Source organism: Flavobacterium sp. FlaQc-49, assembly GCF_044005985.1.
GTDB classification, from domain to species: domain Bacteria; phylum Bacteroidota; class Bacteroidia; order Flavobacteriales; family Flavobacteriaceae; genus Flavobacterium; species Flavobacterium cupriresistens.
On record NZ_JBIPCS010000004.1, the window covers coordinates 315,477 to 339,342 of the forward strand.

Below are 23,866 nucleotides of genomic sequence, written 5' to 3' on the forward strand. Positions count from 1 at the left end.
TAAGATGCTGAGGTTCTAAGTATAAAAAAATCCGCTTGTTCTTTGAAAGATTAAGCGGATTTTTTTATGTTGTTACTTGTGGGATATCACTATTTTTTTGCGCTTTTAAAGAAAAAAATCTATTTCTAAAGTAATGAAAGGTAAAACCTTTCGGATACTCAGTTCCCAATCCATTTTGTCAGTTCGAGCGAAGTCGAGAACCGTTAAGCAATTCAAAAACTTAGTCCCTCAGAATCTCAGAGCCTTAGCCACTTCCTCCTAATCCAACACATTTAGAATTTTCAGTCCAAAAATAACTCCGTTTTGTTGGATGCCGCCTTGATAAGAATGTACATAATCTACTCTGAATAGTTTGAATTTCCCAAATCCCAGATTATCTAAACCAACGGTAAATTCGGTATAAGGCTTTCTATCCGGAATCGCCAGGGAGTGAAAACCTACATTCAAGGTTGATTTTAATAGATTCAATAATGGAATTTTATTCATGATAAATCCGGTGTCATTGTATTCTAAATGACTTTCAAAATAACTGTCGTTAGTGCTGTTTGCGTAATAGGGCATTAAGTTGAAAACATTTAGATAGCGATCAGCTGTTCCAATATGCGTCTGATTTCCGTTAAAATGTTTGTAATCTATAAAAGAAATATTTTCTGCATTAAAGAATTTTCCTGCTCTGAAACTCGTTCCCAGTAAACCTTTATTGGCTAATGCTAAATCATATTGTATCAGAGTTGCGATTCGGTCAAATTCATACTTTTTCTCGCTTGCCGCAAAGGCTTTTTCGTAAGTTAAATACAGTGTTGGGTATTTGTCGTTCTTAACATTGAATCTTGCGTTGGGTCTTGAAATGTATTTGTTTCCAAAATTAATTTGCGTGGTTAGGCTGGTTTTGAGTACATGATGCTGATTGAAAGCAGGAGCATCATAATCATTTGGTGCCAAAGGATTATTAGAAGAGTACATATCATCTCTTTTAAAGAAAGAATAGTCGGTAGTATTAAAAAGTGGTTTTCGCTGTTCATAGGCCATTTTAGCATTCAAAGTGACGCCGTTTGCAACATTTTGCGAATAGTTAATTTGAGCAAATTCCAGATTGTAGAGTTTCATGTAATTGTCTTTAAAAAACAAGGAACTGACAGAATTTACAATTTTAGAGATAGGTTCCGCGCCATTAAACTGTACTGCTTTTGTTCCTCCCGAAGCACTGATTGTAGCAAAATTTGTGTTGTTGAATTTATGGTGAAATTGAGCTGTAGCGCGGAATCGTTCGTCTGAAAAACCATAATTAAAAGTAGTTTTTATCAGAGTGCTTTTTCCTTTTTCTTCATCCCATTTTTTAAAAGAAAAACCGGTATCGAAATTAAAACCCTGAACGGTATTAAAACTTAAGGAAGAAATGTCTAATAAACCATCGTAGGTAAAAGAATGTTGCTTGAAGGTATTCTTGTAATTGTAACCCGTTAATACATCTAAGACTTTAAATTTATTGTTTTTTGCATCAACAGAATCGGTGTATTTCTGTGATTTTCTGATGGTTTGAATGCTGTCTTTTTTGGTGTAATCGTTGCTTTCTTCAATTGTTAACGGAATAGGACGAATCTCATTCCAAAAAGCGTTGTCTTTTTTGTTGGCGTTGGCCTCAAAAGCTACAATTTCATTCCCAAACGTTTTCTTTGCAAAAGAATCCGGAAAATCATAATTGGAATAAATGTAGTTGAAATGGGCAGAAAATTTGATGCCAAAGATACCAGCCTTAAACGATAAAGTTTGGGCATTTTTGGACCATATTTTATTTTTCGAATGATAACTAAAGCTTTGTTTTAAAGTCATAATTTCGGTAAGTTCGTTTTTCATTCGATATCCTTTTATGTCAAAATCTACTGCATAGAGTGCAAAACTATCATCAACAATATAAATGTAGCCTTCAAAAACAGGTTCTTTATCCCGTTTTGGGATTACTTTTATTTTGTTTATTTCCTGGTTATTGGAATCAAAAAAAGTTCCTTCCAGTTTGTATTTGTAATAATTGAAAGCATTATCGGCCAATGGAGAAATTAATTTTACATCAAAATCTAAAGTATTATCGTAAAAATCATAAGTAGATAAAGCAGCTGTATTGTAACTGTAACCTCTGTTGTTTCCGGAGATTTTAGAAGCTATGATTTTCTCCTTCAATTTGTCCGGCTTTTCAAAAGTGATCTTGGAAACGGTTTCGGATAAGTACAAAATTCCTGTTCCTGTTGAGTCTAGATTGGAGGCCATATCTGCGCCAAGATCTATTTTTTGACCTAATATTTTTTTAGGTAAATCTTTGATTTTAAACATTCCCTTTGAGTAAAAATCGGCTGTATACCGTGCTGTTTTTTGGGAGTTTTCTTTTTTGTTTGCAATGGCACTTCGGATTATGGCATTGGCAGGATTGTTTTTAGGGTCGATGACGACCTCATTTAAAACAAAATTTTCTTCCTGCATTTTTACATCCAGAACAATGGTTTTGGTGTCAGGTGAAACGGTGATTTTTTGGGTTTTAAAACCTAAGTACTGAAAAGTAATTTTGTTTTTGCCAATTTCTTTTACAGTAAGTTGGTATTTTCCCTGCTCGTTTGAAGTGGTGCCGGTATACGTATTTTCCTCAAAAACAGAAACAAAGGGTAGTGGGTTTCCTTTTTCATCGGTAATAGTTCCTTTGATTTGAGCAAAGTTGGAAAGAGAAAAAAGTAAAAAGGCTAATAAAGTATAGTTTCTCATAAAAAGTTGGTTATCCTGCAAAAATAGGAGAACTTAAAAGAGAGTCTATTAAAGATTTGTTAAATAGAGTATTACAAAAATGACTGAATTGCCAGCTCATAACTTTTTAAACCAAAGCCTAAAATTACACCCTTAGCATTTCCGGATAAATACGATTGATGTCTGAAACTCTCACGAGCATAGGTGTTTGAGATGTGAACTTCAATAACAGGTGTGGTAACCGCTTTCATAGCATCACCTAAACCGATAGAGGTGTGGGTATAAGCTCCGGCATTTAAAATAATCCCGTCAAATGTGAAACCACATTCCTGGATTTTGCCAATCAGTTCCCCTTCAATGTTACTTTGATAATAAGAAAGTTCAATGTTTGGATATTTTTCCTGCAATGTTTCAAAATAAGCTTCAAAAGTTTGACTTCCGTAAACTTCGGGTTCTCTTTTTCCTAAAAGATTCAAATTGGGTCCGTTAACAATGCAGATTTTCATAAGTTGATTTTAAATTAATTAAGGTGTTTTAAGGAAGCCATTTTACATTTCACAAAAAACATTTTACAAGAGTGGTAAAAATAAAAAAACCGCTCCAATTAATAGAGCGGTTTTGGTAAAAGTATGTGATATTATTTTTAGAACATAAATCCTGCTGATAATTGTACAGTTGAGTTTTTAATATCTGCATTTTTTGAAGCTTCAGTCAAACCAAGGCTGTAACGTCCTTGAACAAAAAGACTTTTAGTAATTTTAAATCCAAGTCCTGCATTAAGTGCGAAATCAAATGTTTCTGCATTTTTTACATCAAAATCATTTTTTTCGCTTAATAAGAATGATGCTTGCGGACCAGCTTCAATACTAAAAGATTTACCTACATAGAATTTAGCCATAACCGGTATAGATAAATAACCTAATTCGTTTTTAAACTCTGAAACAGCATTTTTGTAAGTTGCACCTTGCGTAGAATACAAAAGTTCGGGTTGAATAGAAAAGCTATCAAGGATTTTTAGCTCTGCAACAACACCTGCATGGTAGCTTGTAATTCCTTCTTTGTCAAATCCTCCTGCGTCAATAGAGGTACCTCCTGTTTGGTTTGCGAAATTAACCCCCGCTTTAACCCCAAGTTGTAAAAATTGTGCCTGAATTGTTGCTGTTGTAGCTAGGAACAATACTGCTGCTAAAAGTATCTTTTTCATAAAATTGTTTTTTAGAATTAAAGTTGTTTTATAGGTCAAAACTACAGAATTAGTATTTTATTGTATTATATTTTAGATTAAATAATTACTATAATTCGCATGTTTTTTTAAATTTTCATCTTTTTTTTGATTGAAATAATGATTCAATTATCTAAAGGTTAAAGATTTACTTTCGCTAAAAAAACATTTTTTTTAAGGCCTGTTATTTGCTTGCCATCGCTTTTTTGTAATATAATTTTTAAGTTTTATTTATAGAGGACAGGATAGAATAGAGGTAAAAACTTACTAATTTATGATATGGGCTTGTAAGTGTAAAAATTACGGATGTGTCAAATATTGGCTTTTTTTAACAGGTTTTTTAGTCTTATTAAGTCTTTATTTGTTAAAAAACAAATTATTTTTTAACAAGTATGCTTTTATATTTGTCCTCTATAATTCAAATAAAAAGTAAAGTAGAATGAAAAAAATTATTTTAACTGCTGTTGCAGTAATGGCTTTCGCATTTTCTAATGCACAAGAAACTAGATTTGGTGTTAAAGGTGGAGCTAACCTTGCTAATTTAACTGGTGATTACGAAGGTGCTTCATCTATGGTAGGTTTCCATGTTGGTGGTTTCGCAGAAATTAAATTAAGTGACAAATTTGCAATTCAACCAGAGCTTTTATATTCTGCTCAAGGAGCAAAAGTAAAACAAACTTTCTTTGAAGAGACAGATAAATATGATGTTAACTTAAGTTACTTAAATATTCCAGTATTAGCTAAGTACTATGTAACTGAGGAGTTTAGTGTTGAGGCAGGTCCTCAATTAGGGGTTTTGTTATCTGCAAAAGCAGATGGAGAAAATGCTAAAGATTTTTACAAATCAGTAGATTTCGGTTTCAATGTTGGAGCAGGTTACAACTTTACAGAAGATCTTTCTGTTGGTGTTCGTTATACAGCTGGTTTGTCAAGTGTTGCTAAGACTCCAAAAGGTGATGCAGAATTTGAAGGTTTTGATGTACCTAGCATCGCTATTAGAAACAGTGTTTTAGCTTTATCTGTAGGATACAAATTCTAATTTATAGTTGAAAAATAGCAAAACCTCCCTGATTCAGGGAGGTTTTTTTATGGTTCAAAATTATTTTTTAGTAGTGATAATTCTATAGTTGCACTTTGGAATTTGTACAAAAAAGAAATTAAATGAAAAAATTAATGTTAACTGCTGTGGCAGTAATTACGTTCGCATTTTCGAATGCACAAGAAACCAGAGCTGGTATTAAAGGAGGTATTAATATTGCTACATTAACCGGGGATGCAGAAGGAGCAACTTCAAGGGTTGGATTTCAGGCTGGTGGCCTTTTAGAGATTAAAATTACGGATAGATTCGCTATTCAACCTGAACTTTTGTTTTCTACTCAAGGTGTGCACACTGAAATAGTTAAGCCTGACAATGAGTATAAAATTGAAAAAAGAATAAATTTAATGTATTTAAATATTCCGATAACGGCCAGGTTTTATGTGGTTGATAAATTTAGTATTGAGGCTGGTCCTCAAATTGGATTTTTAGCAAGAGCAAGAGCTACATCAGAAATTACGAGTTATGGTAATAGAGTATCGGGAGAGGAAGATTTGAAGCGTTATCTTAGGGCCGCAGATTTAGGTGTAAACTTTGGTGCCGGATATGATTTCACCGAAGATCTTTCTATTGGAATTCGCTATAATATTGGTTGTTCGAATCTTGGAGAGAACATGCGTAATTATGAAATGTATAATAGAGTTTTATCAGTATCAGCTGGATATAAATTTTAACAACTATTTTTAAATCGCAAAAGGCTTCTCGTTTCAGGAAGGCTTTTTTTTGGGTAGTTATTTGGAGGGTTTTTGTTACCGTTTTTTAATCGGTTGGATGGTTTTAGAATGTTGATTTTTGCTGTCACTACCGCTTTATTCCTTCAAATACAAATCATTTTATAACAGGGTTACTACTATATTCGCGCTTTGAAATTTGAATAAAACAATAAATGAAAAAATTAATGTTAACTGCTGTGGCAGTAATTACGTTCGCATTTTCTAATGCACAAGAAACCAGAATTGGTATTAAAGGGGGTGTTAATCTTACATCAATAAACGGATATGGTACTCAATCAACATCAAGAGTTGGATTTCAAGTTGGAGGGTTTGCAGAGATTAAAATTTCGGATCAATTTGCCATTCAACCGGAACTTTTGTTATCTACTCAAGGTAGGTGTACTGAAATATCTGGCTCTGGATTTGGGTTTAGAAGTAAAGAGAAATCAAGTTTAGTTTATTTAAATATTCCGGTTATGGCTAAGTTTTATGTTGTTGATAAATTTAGTATTGAGGCAGGTCCTCAGATTAGATTTTTATTAGGGGCTAAATCTAAGTGGGAAGTGACAAGTGAGAATGGTACTTTTTCAGGAAATGACGATGTGAAAAGTTCATATGATGATTTAGATTTAGGAGTGAATCTTGGCGCTGGATATGATTTTACTAAGGATCTATCTGTTGGGTTTCGATATAATTTAAGCCTCACTTCTTATGGAAAAAGCCTTGATGGCAATAAAATTTATAACAGTGTTTATTTATTATCTGTAGGTTACAAATTCTAAAAGTTAAAAACTTCCTGATTCAGGAAGTTTTTTTTTATTTATTAAATTATTTTGAAAGATTTTAGTTGTTAAATTTTTAACAGATATTGTTCTTTGTATACTTACTTATTTAATGAAATGAGTAAGATTAATGCCTTTTAAATCAATATGATGCAAGATATTTGGTCTGGTTTTGAAGTGCATTTTCGAATCGCTTTTTGAATTCTTTTATTAGGAATTTTAACATGCGTTTTATACGTTTGCGTTCTAAACTTTAACAAAATAAAAAATGAAAAAAATTGTTTTAACATTGGTTGCGATTTTGGCATTTGGATTTGTAAATGCGCAGAAAACCAGATTTGGAGTAAAGGGTGGTCTTAACGTTTCAACCTTTGCGGGAGGAAATTATTGGGATGCTAAATCTTTAGTAGGTTTCCACGTTGGTGGTTTTGCTGAGATTAAAATTATAGAGAGATTGGCCATACAGCCGGAGGTTTTGTTTTCTACACAAGGAGCAAAATTAGAGTCTTTTGGGAATTCTGATATCGATGCGAAACTGAATTATATTAATGTTCCTGTTTTGGCTAAGTTTTTTATAACTAAACAGTTCACTGTTGAAGCTGGTCCGCAGATCGGATTTTTAGTTTCTGCAAAAGAAGAAAGTAGGGATGCAAAGGATTTTTACAAATCAGTAGATTTAGGCTTTAATTTTGGAGCAGGATATAACTTTACAGATAATGTTTTTGTAAATCTTCGTTATACGGTAGGTTTGTCTAATGTAGGAGATTACAATGTTGAAGATACAGAAGAGTATTTTGACAGCCCTAAGAACAGCGTTCTTGCATTGTCTTTAGGTTATAAATTCTAGTAAATTAAAATAATACAAGTTAAAACCTTCCCTTAACCCGGAAGGTTTTTTTTTGGAAGTTAAAGCTTGGAGAATATTTATTAATCTATAAAGTAAGGAGAATAGGTGAAGAGTATTTTGGTATTAGTTATGATTTTTAATGTGTGATTTATCAATTTTAGGAAAGTTAGATTTGGTTTAATGACAAAGTTTATATGTATATGATTTCAGAATTTATAGAAAGGCTATTGATTTGAATTTTATCTAAATGTATTTATGAAGTTTTTTTTATAATCTTTATAAATTCCCAAATAAATGTTGAGTTTCTGTTTCTCAGGCATATGTGTAAATTCAGTAGATTCGGGCTTTAAGACTGTTTTTTTTCTTATAAAAGCAAATAGTATTTTTGAAAGTATTTACTTTATTTTGTGTTTAAATTAACATTAAAAATTTTATATTATGATGAACAGCCTTAAAATGTCTGTTGTGTTTTCTTTTTGTTTATTAGTCTTGTCAAGTTGTGAAAAAGATAATAGCTCGGAGATGTCAAGTGATGAAGCTAGTAAAGCAAGTGTTGAGAAATTATATGATTCAAATTCAAATTTGAAAAGAGAATTTGGTAAGTCTTTGGTTAAATCCTTAGCCGAGAGTAAAGCGTTGAGAGATTTGATAAAGAATAAATCTTTAGAAATGTTTGATAATGATTATGAGGTTTTGTACCAAATGATAAAGGATGAAAGATTGGAGGGTAATATTACTGTAAGGGAGATTATACTTAAAAATTTGGGAAGTGAAGCATTATTGAATTTAATTGAAGTAAGTAATCCTGCGCTTACATTTTTTGTTCCTGAATTACCTGAAAATTCGTTTTCTGCTAGTATTTGGGATACAGAAAAGCAGATACCTAAAGTTGCTATTGCATTAACAACAAGTAATGATGTGCCGATTATAAATGAAGATGGAACTGAGGATATAATCAAAGCGAAGGAGATTCCTAGTTTTCCTGTAATTGTTATTAAAGACAATGAAAGGGTTGTTGTCTCAAGGAACAAGGGATTCGGTAAGTTAAAAACTAGGTCTTTGAGAAATGCTAGTGGTATAGAGTTTAAATTTATTGATGATTGTTTTGATAAATCTAAAAATGCTAAGAAAGAAACTTCACGTAACATATCTTCAGTTGCTTTAGATACAAAAATTATTAATGCTTATAATATGTATGCTACTGCTGATGGTTGGCATAGAGATTTCATTTATTATGGTATCACACCAACGACAACTAAAGGGCCTTTTAAGTATGATTTCCAAGAAACTGTAAAATCATTTACATTATTAGGAGATCCTACCGCAGCTTTTAATTCACTTGCGGATCAAACAGGAGATCCAGTGATAGCAGAAAAAGCATTAGCGGATAATATGGCTGGCGACTTTACAATTTCAAACTGGAGTAAGGGAAGTTTTGAGTTTAAAATTAGAATAATAGTTAATGGTAAAAATGGAATAGGAAGTGAAATAGTAAAATATTTCAATGTGCCATTGGGAGATTTATTTGATTTTACTTTTGTAAAGGCTGAGAAGGGATGGAATAGAAGGGATGTTTATCATCGTAAAATAAATAGTATCAAGACGATACATTTGAATATTCCAATTTTTAATTGGGATCTTGATCAATACGCATCTACTATTAAGATTAACGTTGAAGAGGTCGATTTAACAGAAACTATTGTTTTAACTGATACAAGAAGTGTCGAGTTTGCGACTAATTTTAGTATCGATGCTGCTTTTGGTACTCTTACAAAAGTAGGTTTAAAATATGGGTCTAGTCTTAAGACTATAACGACGAGTACAGTTCAGAGAACGTTCACACAAGGAAATGATTTGTTAGGTGATGTTATTGTGAATTTTGCAGATAATATTATTGTTAACGAATCAAGTCCTGGAGTTTATCAAACTAGAGAATATAGTTCTGGGTTGTATTCTATAGCAATTGAACCGACTAGGGTTCAGTAGAGTTCGGTTTTTTATAAATAGACCTTCCCCTAACCGGGAAGGTTTTTTTATACCCAAAAATGTTTTACTTTGCACGTATGAATTGGAATACCTACATAAAAGATTATCAATCGTATTTGCGAATCGAAAGAGGATTGTCTAAAAATACAATTGAAAATTATGGTTTCGATATCGGACGATTGTGTCTTTTTTTAGAGACGAACGGTATTGAAGTTTCGCCATTGAAAATCACAGACGAAACCGTACAGCAGTTTATTTATGACGTTTCAAAAGAAGTCAATCCAAGGTCTCAGGCCCGGATTATTTCTGGTTTGAAAAGTTTTTTCAATTATTTAGTATTTGAAGATTACAGAAAAGACAGCCCGTTAGAATTAATTGAGGCCCCAAAAACAGGACGGAAATTACCGGATACCTTGTCTGTTACGGAAATAGATGCCTTAATTGCGGCTATAGATTTGAGTTCAAATGAAGGAGAAAGAAACCGTGCTATTTTAGAGACTTTATACGGCTGTGGACTCCGGGTTTCGGAATTGGTGTCGCTTAAGATTTCTGATTTGTATTTTGAGGAAGGTTTTGTTAAAATCACCGGAAAAGGAAATAAAGAGCGTTTTGTCCCGATTGGTAAGTTCACTGAAAAGTACATCCGCATATATCAAAGCAGTATTAGAAATACATTAAATATAAAAAAAGGTTACGAAGATACTTTGTTTTTAAACCGCAGAGGAAGTCAGCTTACGCGTTCCATGATTTTTGCTATTATAAAAGATCTGGCCGTAAAAGTAAATCTGAATAAAAATATTAGTCCACATACTTTGCGTCATTCATTTGCAACCCATTTGCTCGAAAATGGAGCTGATTTGAGATCGATTCAGTTAATGCTTGGACATGAGTCAATTACAACTACTGAGATTTACGTTCATTTAGACAGAAGTTTTCTGAAAGAAGTCATACACTCTTTTCATCCCCGAAAATAATTTCGAATAATAATTGTGATCAACTGTCGTTTTTCTTTTTAAATTTTAATATATTGGGTATATATTTTACATATAGGAAAATATAGGGTTATTTTTCTTACTTTTTTATCTTGAATAGGGTGTAGGGAGTTCAAATTAAATAAAATAAGTAATATATGGTTTTTGATTTGTATGGAAGTGAGGATTGCTTAGAGGTAAATAATTTTTACAGAAAGCTGTTTGCAGAGATGCCGGATTTACTTTTTCAATTTATTATTGATCGTGATAATAAATATTCTTTTCCACTTGTCAGTAAGTCTGCGGATGCTATTTTTGAACTTACCGCTAGTGATTTTACTAATGATATTAAGTTAATTATTTACGATAGGATATTTGCTCAGGACAAAGAATTGTTTTTTACGTCTTTGGTAAAAGCAAGAAAAGAGATAAAGCCTTGGGAGATTGAATTTAGAGCAGTCTTGCCTAAAAAAGGATTGCGCTGGTTTAAGGTTTCTTCTAAAACCGAACTAGCTGCAGATGGTGGTGTTGCTTTCTTTGGTCATATTTCTGACATTACAGATCTAAAAGAGAAAGAAGAGAATCTTCGTATTTCTGAGGAACGTTTTCAGTTTGCTTTGGAGGCTTCAACTGCAGGTATTTGGGATTGGGACATGGTGACCAACCGTGTTTTTTATTCGTCCTTGTCATTGAAAATTTTAGAGTTGGAGTCAACCGATATTTTTGATGATCCGGAACGTTGGGATAAAATCGTGCATCCCGATGATCTTCCTAAGTATTATTCAGATATTAAGGATCATTTTGAGAATAAAATTCCCTATTACGAAAATTACCATCGTGTCATGACGTCCAGCGGTAATTATAAATGGATACTTGACAGAGGAAAGGTAATCAAGCGCGATGAGAATGGAAAACCTTTGCGAGTAATCGGAACGCATACTGATGTCTCTTCGCAAAAAGAAAAAGAACTGGATCTTATAAAAACAATGAAATTATACAGTGATCAGAATAGCCGATTGCTGAATTTCTCTCATATTGTTTCGCATAATCTAAATACACAGGCCGGGAATATAAAATCGATATTAGACTTTATCGATGCGGATGTTAACAAACAAACTGTTGACGAAATGTTAGAGCATTTAAGAACCGTTTCCAATGATTTGAATGAAACTATTTCTAATCTGACCCAGATTGTAAAAACACAAAGTAATATCAATATCATTGTGGTTCCTTTGAGGTTAAGTGAATATATTGAAAAAACGATTTTTACCATTAGAGGGCATGACAGACAAAAAAATGTTTCGATTGTAAATAATGTTCCCAAATACGTGAGCATCAATTTTAATCCGGCTTATCTTGAAAGTGTGTTATTGAATTTCACAACAAACGCTATAAAGTATGCTCACCCCGATCGGGACCCTGTTATTATTTTTGATTTTGCAATTGAACCGGACGGTTTTAAATCACTTAAGATTACCGATAACGGTTTAGGGATTGATTTGAACGTTTATGGTGATCTCTTGTTCGGAATGTATAAAACCTTTCACAAACATCGCGAAGCACGCGGAATTGGATTGTATATTACCCGAAATCAAATTGAAGCGATGAAAGGCTCTATCTCTGTTGAAAGTGAAGTAGGAGTAGGGACAAGCTTTAAAATTGTATTTAATGATATTTAAGGTTTAGGTGATTTGGGACAGCCGAGACCAAGTTGGGGTTTAAATTCCAATATTTTAAATTCCAAATTCCAATTTTAAACGGGAACTATGCGGGGGCTTGTGGGTGATAAATTGTTTAGATTAATAAAGAATTTAGGGATGCTTTTTTTGTTATACTGAAACACCGGTAATCACACAAGGAACTCCGTACAGTTTGTTATCCTGAGGAACGAAGGATTTCCGTTTGCTGAAACGATACAGTTGAGCTTCACTTCACGGATTATGTCGTGAAGATACTTTGTTCCTCAGTATGACAAGATTGCGGAAAGTCTAAACGGAGCAGCTTGTGTCAATTCCATAGGAGAAATCAAACACGTACTGACGTTGAGCCGAATGCAATTTCTAGCCTAATGACAGGAGTGTAGGAAATTGAGGCAAAATCAATACTAAAAACAGTTAAACTCATTTTATACAAGGTTTTAGGTATTACGTAAAAACAACAAAGGCTGTCTTTCTCAAGACAGCCTTTGTTGTTATATAAAATCGGAGGTTACTTAGCAATATTAACTGCTCTTGTTTCTCTGATTACAGTTACTTTTACCTGACCCGGATAAGTCATTTCTGTTTGAATTTTTTGAGAAATCTCAAAAGATAAGTTGGCAGCGTTATCGTCAGAAACTTTTTCGCTTTCTACGATTACACGAAGTTCTCTACCGGCTTGAATAGCGTAAGCATTTTTAACACCGCTGAATCCGTAAGCTACTTCTTCAAGATCTTTCAAACGTTGAATGTAAGAATCCAATACCTGACGTCTTGCGCCTGGTCTTGCACCTGAAATCGCATCACAAACCTGAACGATTGGCGATAACAATGATTTCATTTCGATCTCGTCGTGGTGTGCTCCAATGGCGTTACAAACTTCTTCTTTCTCACCATACTTTTCTGCCCATTGCATTCCTAATAAGGCGTGAGGTAAATCGCTTTCTGTATCCGGTACTTTACCAATATCGTGAAGTAAACCGGCTCTTTTTGCCAGTTTTACATTCAAACCTAATTCAGCAGCCATGATACCACAAAGTTTAGAAACCTCTCTCGAGTGTTGCAATAAGTTTTGTCCGTAAGAAGAACGGTATTTCATTCTACCAACTACTTTTATCAATTCAGGGTGTAAGCCGTGAATTCCTAAGTCAATAACAGTACGTTTACCTACTTCGATAATTTCGTCGTCAATTTGTTTGGCTGTTTTAGCTACAACTTCTTCAATTCTTGCCGGGTGAATACGTCCGTCCGTCACCAATTTGTGTAAAGCCAAACGGGCAATTTCTCTACGTACAGGATCAAAACAAGAAAGAATAATCGCTTCCGGTGTATCATCAACGATGATTTCAACTCCAGTTGCAGCTTCTAAAGCTCTAATGTTACGACCTTCACGTCCGATGATTCTACCTTTTACATCGTCAGATTCAATGTTAAAAACAGAAACGCAATTTTCAACTGCTTCCTCTGTTCCAACTCTTTGAATGGTATTGATAATGATTTTTTTAGCTTCTTGCTGTGCAGTAAGTTTTGCCTCTTCAATAGTATCCTGAATGTGAGACATTGCTTTGCTCTTAGCTTCGGCTTTTAAACCTTCTACTAATTGTTCTTTAGCTTCTTCTGCAGAAAGTCCTGAAATTACTTCAAGCTGTTGTAATTGGCTTTTGTGTAATTTGTCAACTTCTGTTTGTTTCTTGTCTAAAACTTCAATTTTGTTGTTGTATTCTTGTGTTTTAGCTTCGAAATCGTCATTTACTTTTTTAGCTTTAGAAAGCTCATTTGATATTTGTGATTCTTTGTCTCTAACTCTTTTTTCAACTTCAGCTACCTTTTTATCTCTGGCTAAGATTACTTGTTCGTGTTCCGATTTTAATTCGATAAAACGTTCTTTTGCCTGAAGAATTTTGTCTTTTTTAGTGTTTTCGGCTTCTAAATTGGCGTCTTTTAAAATTGAGGCTGCTTCTTTTTTAGCGTTTTTGATTAAATTAGAAATATTGCTTTTTTCGATAATTTTAGCGATTGCAAACCCTGCCGCAATTCCTATAATACCTGAAATAATGATCGTTATTATGTCCATGTTGTTAAAATTTATATATAAAAAAGCCTACATTAATTGCTTGAATAAACTCGTAAAGACAAGTTTTGAGCTAACTCACTGTTCAAGTTTCCTCGCAAAAAAGCGTGGCATGCTCTAGTAGTGATGATTCGCTCATTCTAAATTGTTAGTGTTGAGTTTACCAAAAATGAACTAATGTAGGCAGTATCTTAGTTTTTGTAAAGAACGTTTAATTTTCGAGATATTGATCTAAAAGTAAATTTAATCTTTTAATTCTTTCGATGGTTTCGTGACCATCAACATTATAATCAATTTGTTTTTGTTCTACTTGTGAAGCAAATTGTAAAGCACACATGGCTAATACATCCTGCTTATCGCGAACCGCATAACTTTCTTCGAATTGCTTGATCATAGCATCAATTTTTTTAGAAGCACTTCTAAGTCCCTCTTCCTGATTTGGTTCTACCGTTAATGGATAAACCCGATCTGCAATTGATATTTTAATTCTAAGCTTTTCGTCCATGTTTCCTAGTCTGATAGTTGTGCTATACAGTAATCAATTTCGCGAATTAATGAATTTATTTTAAGCTTTGTCTCTCTCTTATTATTGTCACTGCCCAGCAATGAATTGGCTATCTTAAGTGTTTCGTATTGCTTTCTCAAAGCGTCCATTTCTTCAGATTTTTTCTGAATGATTTGCGAAGCTTTGGCTAGTTCTAATCTTAATTCCTGATTGTTTTTCTCCAGTGCCTTTGATTTCTCAAAAAGCTTTTCGACTTTATATTCAAGAGTATCAATTATTTCGGCAATTACACTCATTATAAATCCTAATTCATTACTTAATCATACAAAGTTAGTATTCCTTTTTATTAATGCAATTTTTTATCGATTTTTTTACATTAAAAATAGGCAATTGAATGAAATTCAATTCATTGTATTATTGTAGCTTTTTACTCGGTTTTGGCCTCATATTTTTTTATCTTAGCAAAAATGTTGGTTATGAGATTTTCAATACTTGTTCTGTTTTTATCTAATTTTATTTGTGCTCAGACGCAATATCCGAAAGATTATTTTCGTCCGCCGCTGGATATTCCGATGCAACTTTCAGGTAATTTTGGGGAGTTGCGACCGAATCATTTTCATGCCGGTTTCGATTTGAAAACCAATCAGAGAGAGGGGTTAAATGTATACGCCGTTGCGGATGGTTATGTGTCCAGAATCAAAATTTCTACTTTTGGTAACGGTAAATGTATTTATATCACACACCCCAATGGGTACACTTCTGTTTACGGACATTTGCAGACTACATTGGGTCCGATTCAGGATTATGTTCAAAAAACACATTATGCGGAACGTTCTTTTGAAATAGAAATGTTTCCAAAACCAAACGAATTGCCCGTTACAAAAGGACAATTGATTGCGCTTTCGGGAAATACGGGGTCTTCAGAAGGTCCGCATTTGCATTTTGAATTTCGCGATTCTAAAACTGAATTTGTTATTAATCCAATGTTTTTTGGCTTTGATCAAAATATAAAAGACACAAAAAAACCAACGATTTCAAGTTTGTTGGTTTATCCGATAAATGAAAACACCGTGGTGAATCTGTCCAAACAGCCTTTATTATTAAGTCTGTCACTTCAGAAAGACGGAACCTATCTCGCAGGAAAAGTAAAAGCAAATGGTGCGATTGGCTTTGGGATTAATGCTGTTGATACCGATGATGTTTCTTTTAATAAAAATGGTGTTTTTAATGTCTCCACTTTTTTAAATGGAAATCAAAATTACAACTATCAGTTTAACACGTACTCATTTGATGAGATGCGCTTTATCAACGCGTTTATCGATTACCCGAGATATAAAAAATCAGGACAGCGTATTCAGAAGCTTTTTATGAAAACGCCTTTTGCTTTAAGTATTATAAAAACAGATTCGCTGCGCGGAATTATTCCGGTTGCTCCCAATTTGACATCGACTTACAAGATTGAGGTTTCGGATTATTATGGGAATTTAAATTCGGTGACGGTTCCAGTTGAATATGATGCCGCTACGCCAATAGTAACTGCAGAACCAATAACGTCAAAGTATGTCGTTCGTTATAATAAAGATTCTAATTTCGAAAAAGACAATATGTCCGTATTTTTTCCTGCGGGAACTTTTTATGAGGATTTTAATTTGAATTTTGATGTAAAGAACAACCGAATTTATATTCATGAAGATGTAGTTCCGGTGCATTCTAATTTTACCGTTACTATAAAAGACGCTACTTATCCGGAAGCACTCAGAGATAAATTGTTTATTGCCAGATTTAGCGGAAACAGCAAGAGTTACAATGGAACGATTCGCAAAAATGATGTTTTTACGGCTAAATCAAAAATTCTGGGACAATTCGGATTGGTGCTCGATACGATAGCACCGGTCATCAGAATCGCAAAACCAATTCAGGACAAATGGATCAGTGATATGAAAACAATTCAGTTTACGATCGGGGACAGTTTGTCTGGAGTTAAATCGTATAATGGTTATTTAAATGGAAATTGGATATTGTTTGAATATGATAATAAAACGAGAAAAATTACGCACCGCTTTGAAGATGGGATTGTCGCAGAAGGTGCTAATGATTTAAAAATTGAAGTAGTTGATAATGTAGGAAATTCTACTACCTTTGAAACTCACTTTTTTAGAAGTCAACAAAAATAAAATCAGACATTTGAATCGTAGTAAGTTAATATTCGTCTTCTTTTTTTTGTGCATAGGTTATGTTTCGTTTGCGCAAAAAGCCCGTGTTAAAGGAATCATTTTAGATAGTGAAAAACGACCTGTATCCAGTGTGAATATTTCCTTTTTAGGAAATGCTTCACAGACCGATTCAAATGGTTTTTTTGAAGTTGAAGTTCCTTCCAATAGAAAAGTGGCTTTGATCTTTACTCATATTTCATTAAAAATGATGAGTCTTACGGTAAATTTAAAAACCAATGAAGTTTTTGTCTTTAATCCTGTAATGAGTAATTCCGAAGAACAAATGGGCGAAGTTTTCGTGTCTTCCAAGAATAAAAAGAGGGTGCAGGGAATTACGGTTATTGATGCTGCAACAATTAAAAAGGTTCCTGGAGCAAATGCCGGGATCGAGAATATTCTAAAAACCTTACCCGGTGTAAATTCAAACAATGAACTGAGTACACAATATGCGGTACGTGGTGGGAATTATGACGAAAATCTGGTTTATGTAAACGAAATAGAAGTGTACCGTCCTTTTTTGATTCGTTCGGGACAACAGGAAGGTTTGAGTTTTACCAATACTGACTTAGTTCAGAATGTTGATTTTTCTGCAGGAGGATTTCAAGCTAAATTTGGTGATAAACTTTCTTCTGTTTTGGATATTACGTACAGAAAACCTACGGAGTTTGGTGCTTCCTTAGAAGCAAGTTTGTTAGGAGGGAGTGTATCGGTTGATGCAGTTTCTAAAAATAAAAAATGGTCCGCCGTCACCGGAGTCCGATATAGAAATAATAGTCTGCTTGTAAACAGTCAGGATACGCAAACGAATTACACCCCCACTTTTGTTGATGTTCAGACGAACATAAATTATGATATTTCCGAAAAATGGCAAATGAGTTTTTTGGGGAATATTTCTCAGAACAAATATTTATATCAGCCTTTAACACGCGAGACTAAATTTGGAACAATTGATCAGCCAATGGCGCTCGCGGTTTATTATGAGGGTCAGGAAAAAGACCAATATGATACTTATTTTGGTGCTTTGAAAACAACTTATAAAGTGTCGCCAGGTTTTACTTTAAAATTTATAGGTTCTTTATTTCATACCATAGAAAAAGAACATTTCGATATTTTGGCGCAATACCGATTAGGAAACGTTAATGCGGATGGGACAACTTCTATTGATGATGTTGATTTCACACGCGGAATAGGTTCTCAGCTTAATCATGCCCGAAACGATCTCGATGCTCTGATTGCAAATGCAGAAATAAAAGGTTTTAAGGAATGGATAGATGGTCAGTTGGAATTTGGTATGAAGTATACCCGCGAGTCCATTCGGGATCGGATAGCAGAATGGGAAATGATTGATTCGGCTGGGTTTTCTATACGACCGCCAATTATTGGTCTTCCGGAAAACAACCAGCCTTATGTGCCCTATGCGGGACTGTTGTTGCCGTACCAGGATGTCCGTGCGACGAACTTTAATACGATAAACAGATTTTCGGGATATGCACAATGGAATCAGAAAAAGACAATTGGTTCCAATCAGGTTTGGTATAATATCGGGGCGCGTTTTCAGAGCTGGTCCGTGCAAGGGGCTACTGAGGAAGGCAAAAATCAAATTGTTTTCAGTCCGAGGGCTCAGTTTGCTATAAAACCGGATTGGGATATGGATATGGTTTTCAGACTTTCAGGTGGATTGTATTATCAACCTCCTTTTTATAGAGAGCTGAGGGATTTAAATGGGGTAGTGAATCCAAATGTAAAAGCACAGCAGTCTATAAATATTGTTTTGAGTAACGATTACAGTTTTAAAATGTGGGATCGTCCTTTTAAATGGGTAACGGAGGTGTACTATAAATCACTTTCGGATGTAAATACGTACTCGGTAGATAATGTTCGTATTCGCTACGTGGCTAATAACAATGGAAAAGCATACGCACAGGGTCTTGATTTCAGGTTGAATGGAGAGTTTGTTCCGGGAACAGAATCCTGGATAAGTTTTGGGTATTTGAGAACAGAAGAGAACTATGAAAACAAGGGATATATCGCGCGACCAACAGATCAACGATTAAAATTTGCCATGTTGTTTCAGGATTATATGCCTAATATTCCCAGTATTAAAATGTATTTGAATTTAGTGTATAATACAGGTGTGCCGGGAGGTTCTCCCGCTTATTCTGACCCGTATTTGTATCAGAGCAGACTTAATGATTACCGCAGGGCAGATATTGGTTTTGCGAAAGTTTTTGTAGACAGCAGTACCAGAACAGCTAAAACAAGTTGGTTGAAAAACTTCAAAGAATTGTCTGTTGGTTTTGAAATCTTTAATCTTTTCAACAATCAAAATGCGATAACCAATACTTGGGTGCGTGATGTGTACTCTAAAACACAATACGCCATTCCGAATTATATGACTTCGAGAGTTTTTAATATTAAGCTGAATGCGAGGTTGTAATTGTGGAATTGGTAAGAAGTAAATCAGTTCTGTCTGATTTCTTGATATGAAAAATCTTTGATTCTTTGCTTTAGGCTTTTTTGGGATTGTATTTCTAAATATCCTTACTTTAGTAAAATTCAATAAAAATAAATAATACAGCCAAAAATACTATATTTGATAACCGAATATAATTAATGCAGATGAAAAATTATTTAAAATATATAGTATTAGTAATTGTCGGAACTCTAGCGAGTTGCCGTGATGAAGTTCAGAAACCTAAAGTTATTTACGATAGAACGAATAAGACCAGTAGTGCCGTAAAAACAGATTCAACTCAGATTGAAGTAGCAGATTTGCCTATTCAGATGGAGGGGACAAACTATTTAATTCATCCGGTAGGTGATTTGAGAGTGTATGAAAAAGGAACAAAAGCACGATACGGCTCTTCAAGTGTTAATGATGTAAGTTTTACGATTTCTAATTTAGGCGAATTTGAAATCACGGGTTATTTGCAAAACCTGAAATTTCAAAAAACAGATTCAGATTCAATTCGTCCTTTGACTGATAAACCGGCTTTGATTCTAACGGCTACGTATTTAAAAACAATTGCCGATAAAACACAGAATCAAGTTATGGTTTATACATTGGCCGATTCTGATACGAACAAAGACGGAAAAATCGATACTAGTGACATCAAAACATTGTATTTAAGTCATATTAGCGGAGAAAATTTTACCAAAGTTTCAGAAGATTTTCAGGAATTGGTAGATTGGAATTTAATCGAATCTAAAAACCGTTTGTATTTCAGAACAATCGAAGATACCAATCAAAACGGTCAGTTTGATAAAAACGACGTTTTGCACTATAGCTATATTGATTTGGCGTCTAAAAAATGGGAAGTTAAAAGTTATAAGCCTATTTGATTTTTTTTGCCATAGATTACACAGATTAGAATGATTTTTTTAATCTATGATATAAAGAAGCGCCTTTTAAAACTAATTTTAAAAGGCGCTTCTTTTTTTGATTATCTAGATTCTTTTGCCACGAATTTCACCAATTCGCACGAATTAATTAGTGTAATTAGTGCAATTCGTGTTTAATTTTTTTGCGTGACAGATTATTAATCATTTTATTCCTATCTAGCCCTTTTTAAGCTGTTTATGGATAAGTCGTTTATATTCCATGTTTTTTGATTGTCTTGATCTTTTGCCACGAATTACACCAATTGCCACAAATTAATTAGTGTAATTAGTGCAATTCGTGTCTAATTTTTTTTACGTCACAGATTAATAATCCTTTTAATCTGTGGCAAAAAAAAACTTAAATCAAAATATCGCTCTCTAAATCTGATTTTTCGATTTCAATCCCAAACCCTAAACGTTCTACTAATTCAATTACCAATTTTTTATACCAGTTTTCTGATTTTGGATGAATGTATATTTTTTCAATTAACTGATTGATATCAACATTAATTTTTATTCCGTCATTTAGCTTTATAGTGCTCTCAGAAGTATCTGTAATGATGCGTACTTCACGTTCGTATTGAAAGCTCTTTCTCTTAAATAAAAACGGAAAGAACGAATCGTCAAAAGGAATGTATTCTTTTTTATAATCGATGTAATTTACTTTGCCAATATATTGATCAAAATTGTTTTCGGGTTTTAACGCTTTCTGCAATCTCCCAATAGTTGATTGAATGGCTAACCCTTCACTGTTTTGAGTGAAAATCTGCCACATAGCAAACGATTCGTATTCATTGATATGCCAACTGCTTATGGCTACTTTTTCGCGATGTGTTTTGTAATAACTTAAAAATTCAGGATTGTCAATCGCCAGTTTTTTAATCTCTTCGAAAGTAGGTTCGCTAAAAGTGCCTTCATATTGATCCTCAAATTTATCCGAACGGGACATAAATAACTTCTTAGAAAGCAGTATGTCAAGAAATTTAGACAAGTCCAAGTATTTCCAAACAACGGTGTCTGGATCTGCAGGCAGTTTTATGTTCGGATTGTTGATATACATTTATCTAATTTAATGATTTTTTTTGGGAAATCAAAAGGGAAGAGTCAAATGTTAAATGTAAAATATCAAAAAAATAGTCTACAATCAATAATCTACAATCTAAAGTCTGAAATCTAAAATCAGCAATTAAGATTCAAACGACTGCATCGTAACCAGTTTGTTATAAGTTCCGTTATGTGCGATTAATTCTTCGTGAGTTCCTTGTTCAACAATTTTTCCTTTTTGCATTACTACAATAAGATCTGCTTTTTGAATAGTCGAAAGACGGTGTGCAATTACAATCGAAGTTCTGTTTTGCATCATGTTTTCAAGCGCGATCTGAACAAATTTTTCGCTTTCCGTATCCAATGCAGAGGTAGCCTCGTCGAGAATCATAATCGGAGGGTTTTTAAGTACTGCGCGGGCAATAGACAAACGTTGTTTTTGTCCTCCGGAAAGTTTGTTTCCGCTATCTCCAATATTAGTGTAGATTCCTAATGGCAGGTCTTTTACAAATTCATAGGCGTTAGCGATTTTTAACGCTTCGATGATTTCTTCATCGGTAGCATCTAATTTTCCTAACGAGATATTTGCTTTTATGGTGTCATTAAATAAAATACTGTCCTGAGTAACCAATCCCATTAAACTACGAAGCGATTGCAGGTTCATGTCTTTGATGTTGATACCGTCAATAGAAATTGTTCCGTCATTAACATCGTAAAAACGGGTCAATAAATTGGCAATGGTACTTTTTCCACTTCCCGACTGACCAACAAGTGCAACAGTTTGTCCTTTTTTAACCGTAAGTGAAAAGTTTTTCAGTACGGTTTCTTCTTCGTATTTAAAGTTGATGTTTTGAACATCAATAGCATAATCAAAAGTGGTTTTTTTGATGGCATCCGGTTTTGAGGTAATGGTGTTGTCCTGATCTAAAATCTCTAAAACACGCTCTGCTGCCGCATTTCCTCTTTTTACTCCATAAGAAGCTTTAGAAATAGCTTTTGCAGGTGTCAGGATGTTGTAGGCTAGTCCCATGTAAGCGATGAAAGAAGCGCCGTCTAGTGTTTTGTCAATTAAAACCATCTGTCCACCGTACCAAAGTAATATTGCAATTACAGTAATTCCCATAAACTCACTGGCAGGAGAAGCTAAGTTTTGACGATTTCCAATAGTATTTGATAAATTGAAAAAACGGTCTGTTGAACTCTGAAAAACAGAATTAAAGTAGTTTTCTGAATTGTAACCTTTTACGACTTTCAGGCCTCCAATGGTTTCCTCAATGGTTGACAGAAATGTTCCTTGTTCCTGTTGTGCTTTTGTAGATTGTTTTTTAAGTTGTTTTCCAATCAATGAAATGATATATCCTGAAACCGGAATGAAAACAAAAACAAATAAAGTTAGCTTAGCGCTAATCACTAACATGGCACCTATAGTAAAAACAATTGTTAGGGGTTCTTTTATGATAAGTTCCAGAATGGCCAGAAAGGAGTTTTGAACCTCGTTAACGTCGGCAGAAATTCGGGAGATAACATCTCCTTTTCTTTTTTCAGAATAAAAAGCCAAAGGCAGTTCGAGCGTTTTTTTATACATGGCATTTCGCATGTCTCTTAAAACACCATTTCTTAAAAAAGTGATAAAAAACATCGCTAAATAATCGACCAGGTTTTTTAGTAAAAATATCGAAATAATTACGGCTACCATGATAGATAAGGTATAACCAATATCATGTTTCTCAGTAGTTGTCGTGATATAATAGCTCAGGTATTGCTCTCCATATTCTTTTATATGTACGAGTCCTTCGTATTTAGGTAGAACGGTGTTTCTTTTTGTCTGGTCAAATAATACCTGAATCATAGGGATTAATGCCATAAAGGAAAGGGTGCTGAAAAGTGCGTACAAAACATTGAAAAAGATGTTTAGAATCGCATATTTTTTATATGGGTATATAAAAGGAACTATTTTTTTGAAATTACTCATTTATTTTTGATGTTATTTTCTGCTATGGCAATGGCTCTTTCAAGCTTCTCCAGCAATAATTTTTTTTCAGGTAATTGGGTTAAGTAGGCTGAGACTTTGATTTGTTCGTCATTGTCGAGCATTAAATAATTAATTTGTTCAGGTGATTTTTCACTGCACAAAATTAATCCAATTGGTTTGTTTTCGCCTTCTTTTTGTTCATTTTTCTCTAACCATCGAAGATATAACTCCATCTTTCATGTATGCTCATCTGTATGTAAAACTCACGTTTTATATCACTTTCAATATAAATCAGTGTTCTGATATGAGACCAACTCAATTTTGTACACACTGTGTGCAAAATTGTAATGTCTTGAATAGTAGTGTTTAACTTGATGAAACTTTGAAGATTTCGTTTGTTAAAACCTATTCCATATTTAGTGGTTAAGACGACACTTAATGATGGAATTAGCTTTTTTCCATAATCAGCGCGATCATTTTTCAGAATCTCATCATTAATCGATTTTCCGATTTTCCAATAGAGCAAAGTGAGTTCCTGATTGACCGTTTTGGCAACATAATGACGAGTCTGGTCTATTAATCCAATAATAGAATCTAATAGTTTTGGATTGTCATTTATGTCAGGTTTGTCACTCATTC

At 33.8% G+C, this 23,866-nt stretch carries 20 protein-coding genes; 10 read left to right on the forward strand and 10 right to left on the reverse strand.

Annotation, left to right across the window (positions count from 1 at the left end; genetic code table 11):
• Positions 1-258: 258 nt before the first annotated feature.
• The 3 genes from ACHRV3_RS11000 to ACHRV3_RS11010 form a co-directional block, all read right to left on the reverse strand.
• Positions 259-2,748, reverse strand: a complete 2,490-nt coding sequence (locus ACHRV3_RS11000; protein ID WP_395434653.1) for a DUF5686 and carboxypeptidase regulatory-like domain-containing protein — start codon at positions 2,746-2,748, stop codon at positions 259-261.
• Positions 2,749-2,819: 71 nt separating this feature from the next.
• Positions 2,820-3,233, reverse strand: a complete 414-nt coding sequence (gene aroQ, locus ACHRV3_RS11005) for a type II 3-dehydroquinate dehydratase (RefSeq protein ID WP_047773970.1) — start codon at positions 3,231-3,233, stop codon at positions 2,820-2,822.
• A 137-nt stretch (positions 3,234-3,370) separates the two neighbouring features.
• Entirely contained in the window at positions 3,371-3,931 is a 561-nt protein-coding gene (locus ACHRV3_RS11010; protein ID WP_047773968.1) for a porin family protein, read from the reverse strand.
• Between the two features lie 457 nt (positions 3,932-4,388).
• Between ACHRV3_RS11010 and ACHRV3_RS11015 the strand changes: the two genes are divergently transcribed.
• The 7 genes from ACHRV3_RS11015 to ACHRV3_RS11045 all read left to right on the forward strand — a co-directional run bounded on the left by ACHRV3_RS11015 (position 4,389) and on the right by ACHRV3_RS11045 (position 12,023).
• A complete protein-coding gene (locus ACHRV3_RS11015; protein ID WP_047773966.1) occupies positions 4,389-4,988 on the forward strand; it encodes a porin family protein in 600 nt (199 codons plus the stop codon).
• 122 nt (positions 4,989-5,110) lie between these two features.
• Positions 5,111-5,719 (forward strand): porin family protein, encoded by a 609-nt coding sequence (locus ACHRV3_RS11020; protein ID WP_395434654.1) that lies wholly within the window; start codon positions 5,111-5,113, stop codon positions 5,717-5,719.
• A gap of 212 nt (positions 5,720-5,931) precedes the next feature.
• Entirely contained in the window at positions 5,932-6,540 is a 609-nt protein-coding gene (locus ACHRV3_RS11025) for a porin family protein (protein ID WP_395434656.1), read from the forward strand.
• Between the two features lie 268 nt (positions 6,541-6,808).
• Positions 6,809-7,387, forward strand: coding sequence for a porin family protein (locus ACHRV3_RS11030; RefSeq protein ID WP_395434658.1), 579 nt, complete (start codon positions 6,809-6,811; stop codon positions 7,385-7,387).
• A 438-nt stretch (positions 7,388-7,825) separates the two neighbouring features.
• The gene (locus ACHRV3_RS11035; protein ID WP_395434660.1) at positions 7,826-9,373 is read left to right on the forward strand and encodes a hypothetical protein; all 1,548 of its coding nucleotides are present in this window, start codon (positions 7,826-7,828) and stop codon (positions 9,371-9,373) included.
• A gap of 77 nt (positions 9,374-9,450) precedes the next feature.
• A complete protein-coding gene (gene xerD, locus ACHRV3_RS11040) occupies positions 9,451-10,347 on the forward strand; it encodes a site-specific tyrosine recombinase XerD (protein WP_395427291.1) in 897 nt (298 codons plus the stop codon).
• A gap of 155 nt (positions 10,348-10,502) precedes the next feature.
• The gene (locus ACHRV3_RS11045) at positions 10,503-12,023 is read left to right on the forward strand and encodes a PAS domain-containing protein (RefSeq protein ID WP_230003101.1); all 1,521 of its coding nucleotides are present in this window, start codon (positions 10,503-10,505) and stop codon (positions 12,021-12,023) included.
• A gap of 529 nt (positions 12,024-12,552) precedes the next feature.
• Here ACHRV3_RS11045 and rny read toward each other — a convergent pair.
• The 3 genes from rny to ACHRV3_RS11060 form a co-directional block, all read right to left on the reverse strand.
• The gene (rny, locus tag ACHRV3_RS11050; protein ID WP_047773955.1) at positions 12,553-14,115 is read right to left on the reverse strand and encodes a ribonuclease Y; all 1,563 of its coding nucleotides are present in this window, start codon (positions 14,113-14,115) and stop codon (positions 12,553-12,555) included.
• A 208-nt stretch (positions 14,116-14,323) separates the two neighbouring features.
• A complete protein-coding gene (locus ACHRV3_RS11055; RefSeq protein ID WP_047773953.1) occupies positions 14,324-14,617 on the reverse strand; it encodes a cell division protein ZapA in 294 nt (97 codons plus the stop codon).
• A 5-nt stretch (positions 14,618-14,622) separates the two neighbouring features.
• Positions 14,623-14,913 carry a hypothetical protein gene (locus tag ACHRV3_RS11060; RefSeq protein WP_047773949.1) on the reverse strand — a complete coding sequence of 97 codons (291 nt, stop codon included), beginning with the start codon at positions 14,911-14,913 and terminating at the stop codon, positions 14,623-14,625.
• A 180-nt stretch (positions 14,914-15,093) separates the two neighbouring features.
• Between ACHRV3_RS11060 and ACHRV3_RS11065 the strand changes: the two genes are divergently transcribed.
• From ACHRV3_RS11065 to ACHRV3_RS11075, 3 genes are all read left to right on the forward strand, one after another.
• A complete protein-coding gene (locus ACHRV3_RS11065; protein WP_395434663.1) occupies positions 15,094-16,791 on the forward strand; it encodes a M23 family metallopeptidase in 1,698 nt (565 codons plus the stop codon).
• Between the two features lie 10 nt (positions 16,792-16,801).
• Positions 16,802-19,267, forward strand: a complete 2,466-nt coding sequence (locus ACHRV3_RS11070) for a TonB-dependent receptor plug domain-containing protein (RefSeq protein ID WP_395434665.1) — start codon at positions 16,802-16,804, stop codon at positions 19,265-19,267.
• A gap of 182 nt (positions 19,268-19,449) precedes the next feature.
• The gene (locus ACHRV3_RS11075) at positions 19,450-20,172 is read left to right on the forward strand and encodes a hypothetical protein (RefSeq protein ID WP_047774450.1); all 723 of its coding nucleotides are present in this window, start codon (positions 19,450-19,452) and stop codon (positions 20,170-20,172) included.
• Positions 20,173-20,569: 397 nt separating this feature from the next.
• Here ACHRV3_RS11075 and ACHRV3_RS11080 read toward each other — a convergent pair whose 3' ends face one another.
• The 4 genes from ACHRV3_RS11080 to ACHRV3_RS11095 form a co-directional block, all read right to left on the reverse strand.
• Complete coding sequence (locus ACHRV3_RS11080) at positions 20,570-21,271, reverse strand: hypothetical protein (protein ID WP_395427295.1); 702 nt, start codon at positions 21,269-21,271, stop codon at positions 20,570-20,572.
• A gap of 126 nt (positions 21,272-21,397) precedes the next feature.
• A complete protein-coding gene (locus ACHRV3_RS11085) occupies positions 21,398-23,227 on the reverse strand; it encodes an ABC transporter ATP-binding protein (RefSeq protein ID WP_395434667.1) in 1,830 nt (609 codons plus the stop codon).
• Positions 23,224-23,460 (reverse strand): PDDEXK nuclease domain-containing protein, encoded by a 237-nt coding sequence (locus ACHRV3_RS11090; protein WP_395434669.1) that lies wholly within the window; start codon positions 23,458-23,460, stop codon positions 23,224-23,226. Before ACHRV3_RS11090 ends, ACHRV3_RS11085 begins: the two co-directional genes overlap by 4 nt.
• A complete protein-coding gene (locus ACHRV3_RS11095; RefSeq protein WP_395434671.1) occupies positions 23,436-23,864 on the reverse strand; it encodes a DUF1016 N-terminal domain-containing protein in 429 nt (142 codons plus the stop codon). Before ACHRV3_RS11095 ends, ACHRV3_RS11090 begins: the two co-directional genes overlap by 25 nt.
• Positions 23,865-23,866: the final 2 nt, after the last annotated feature.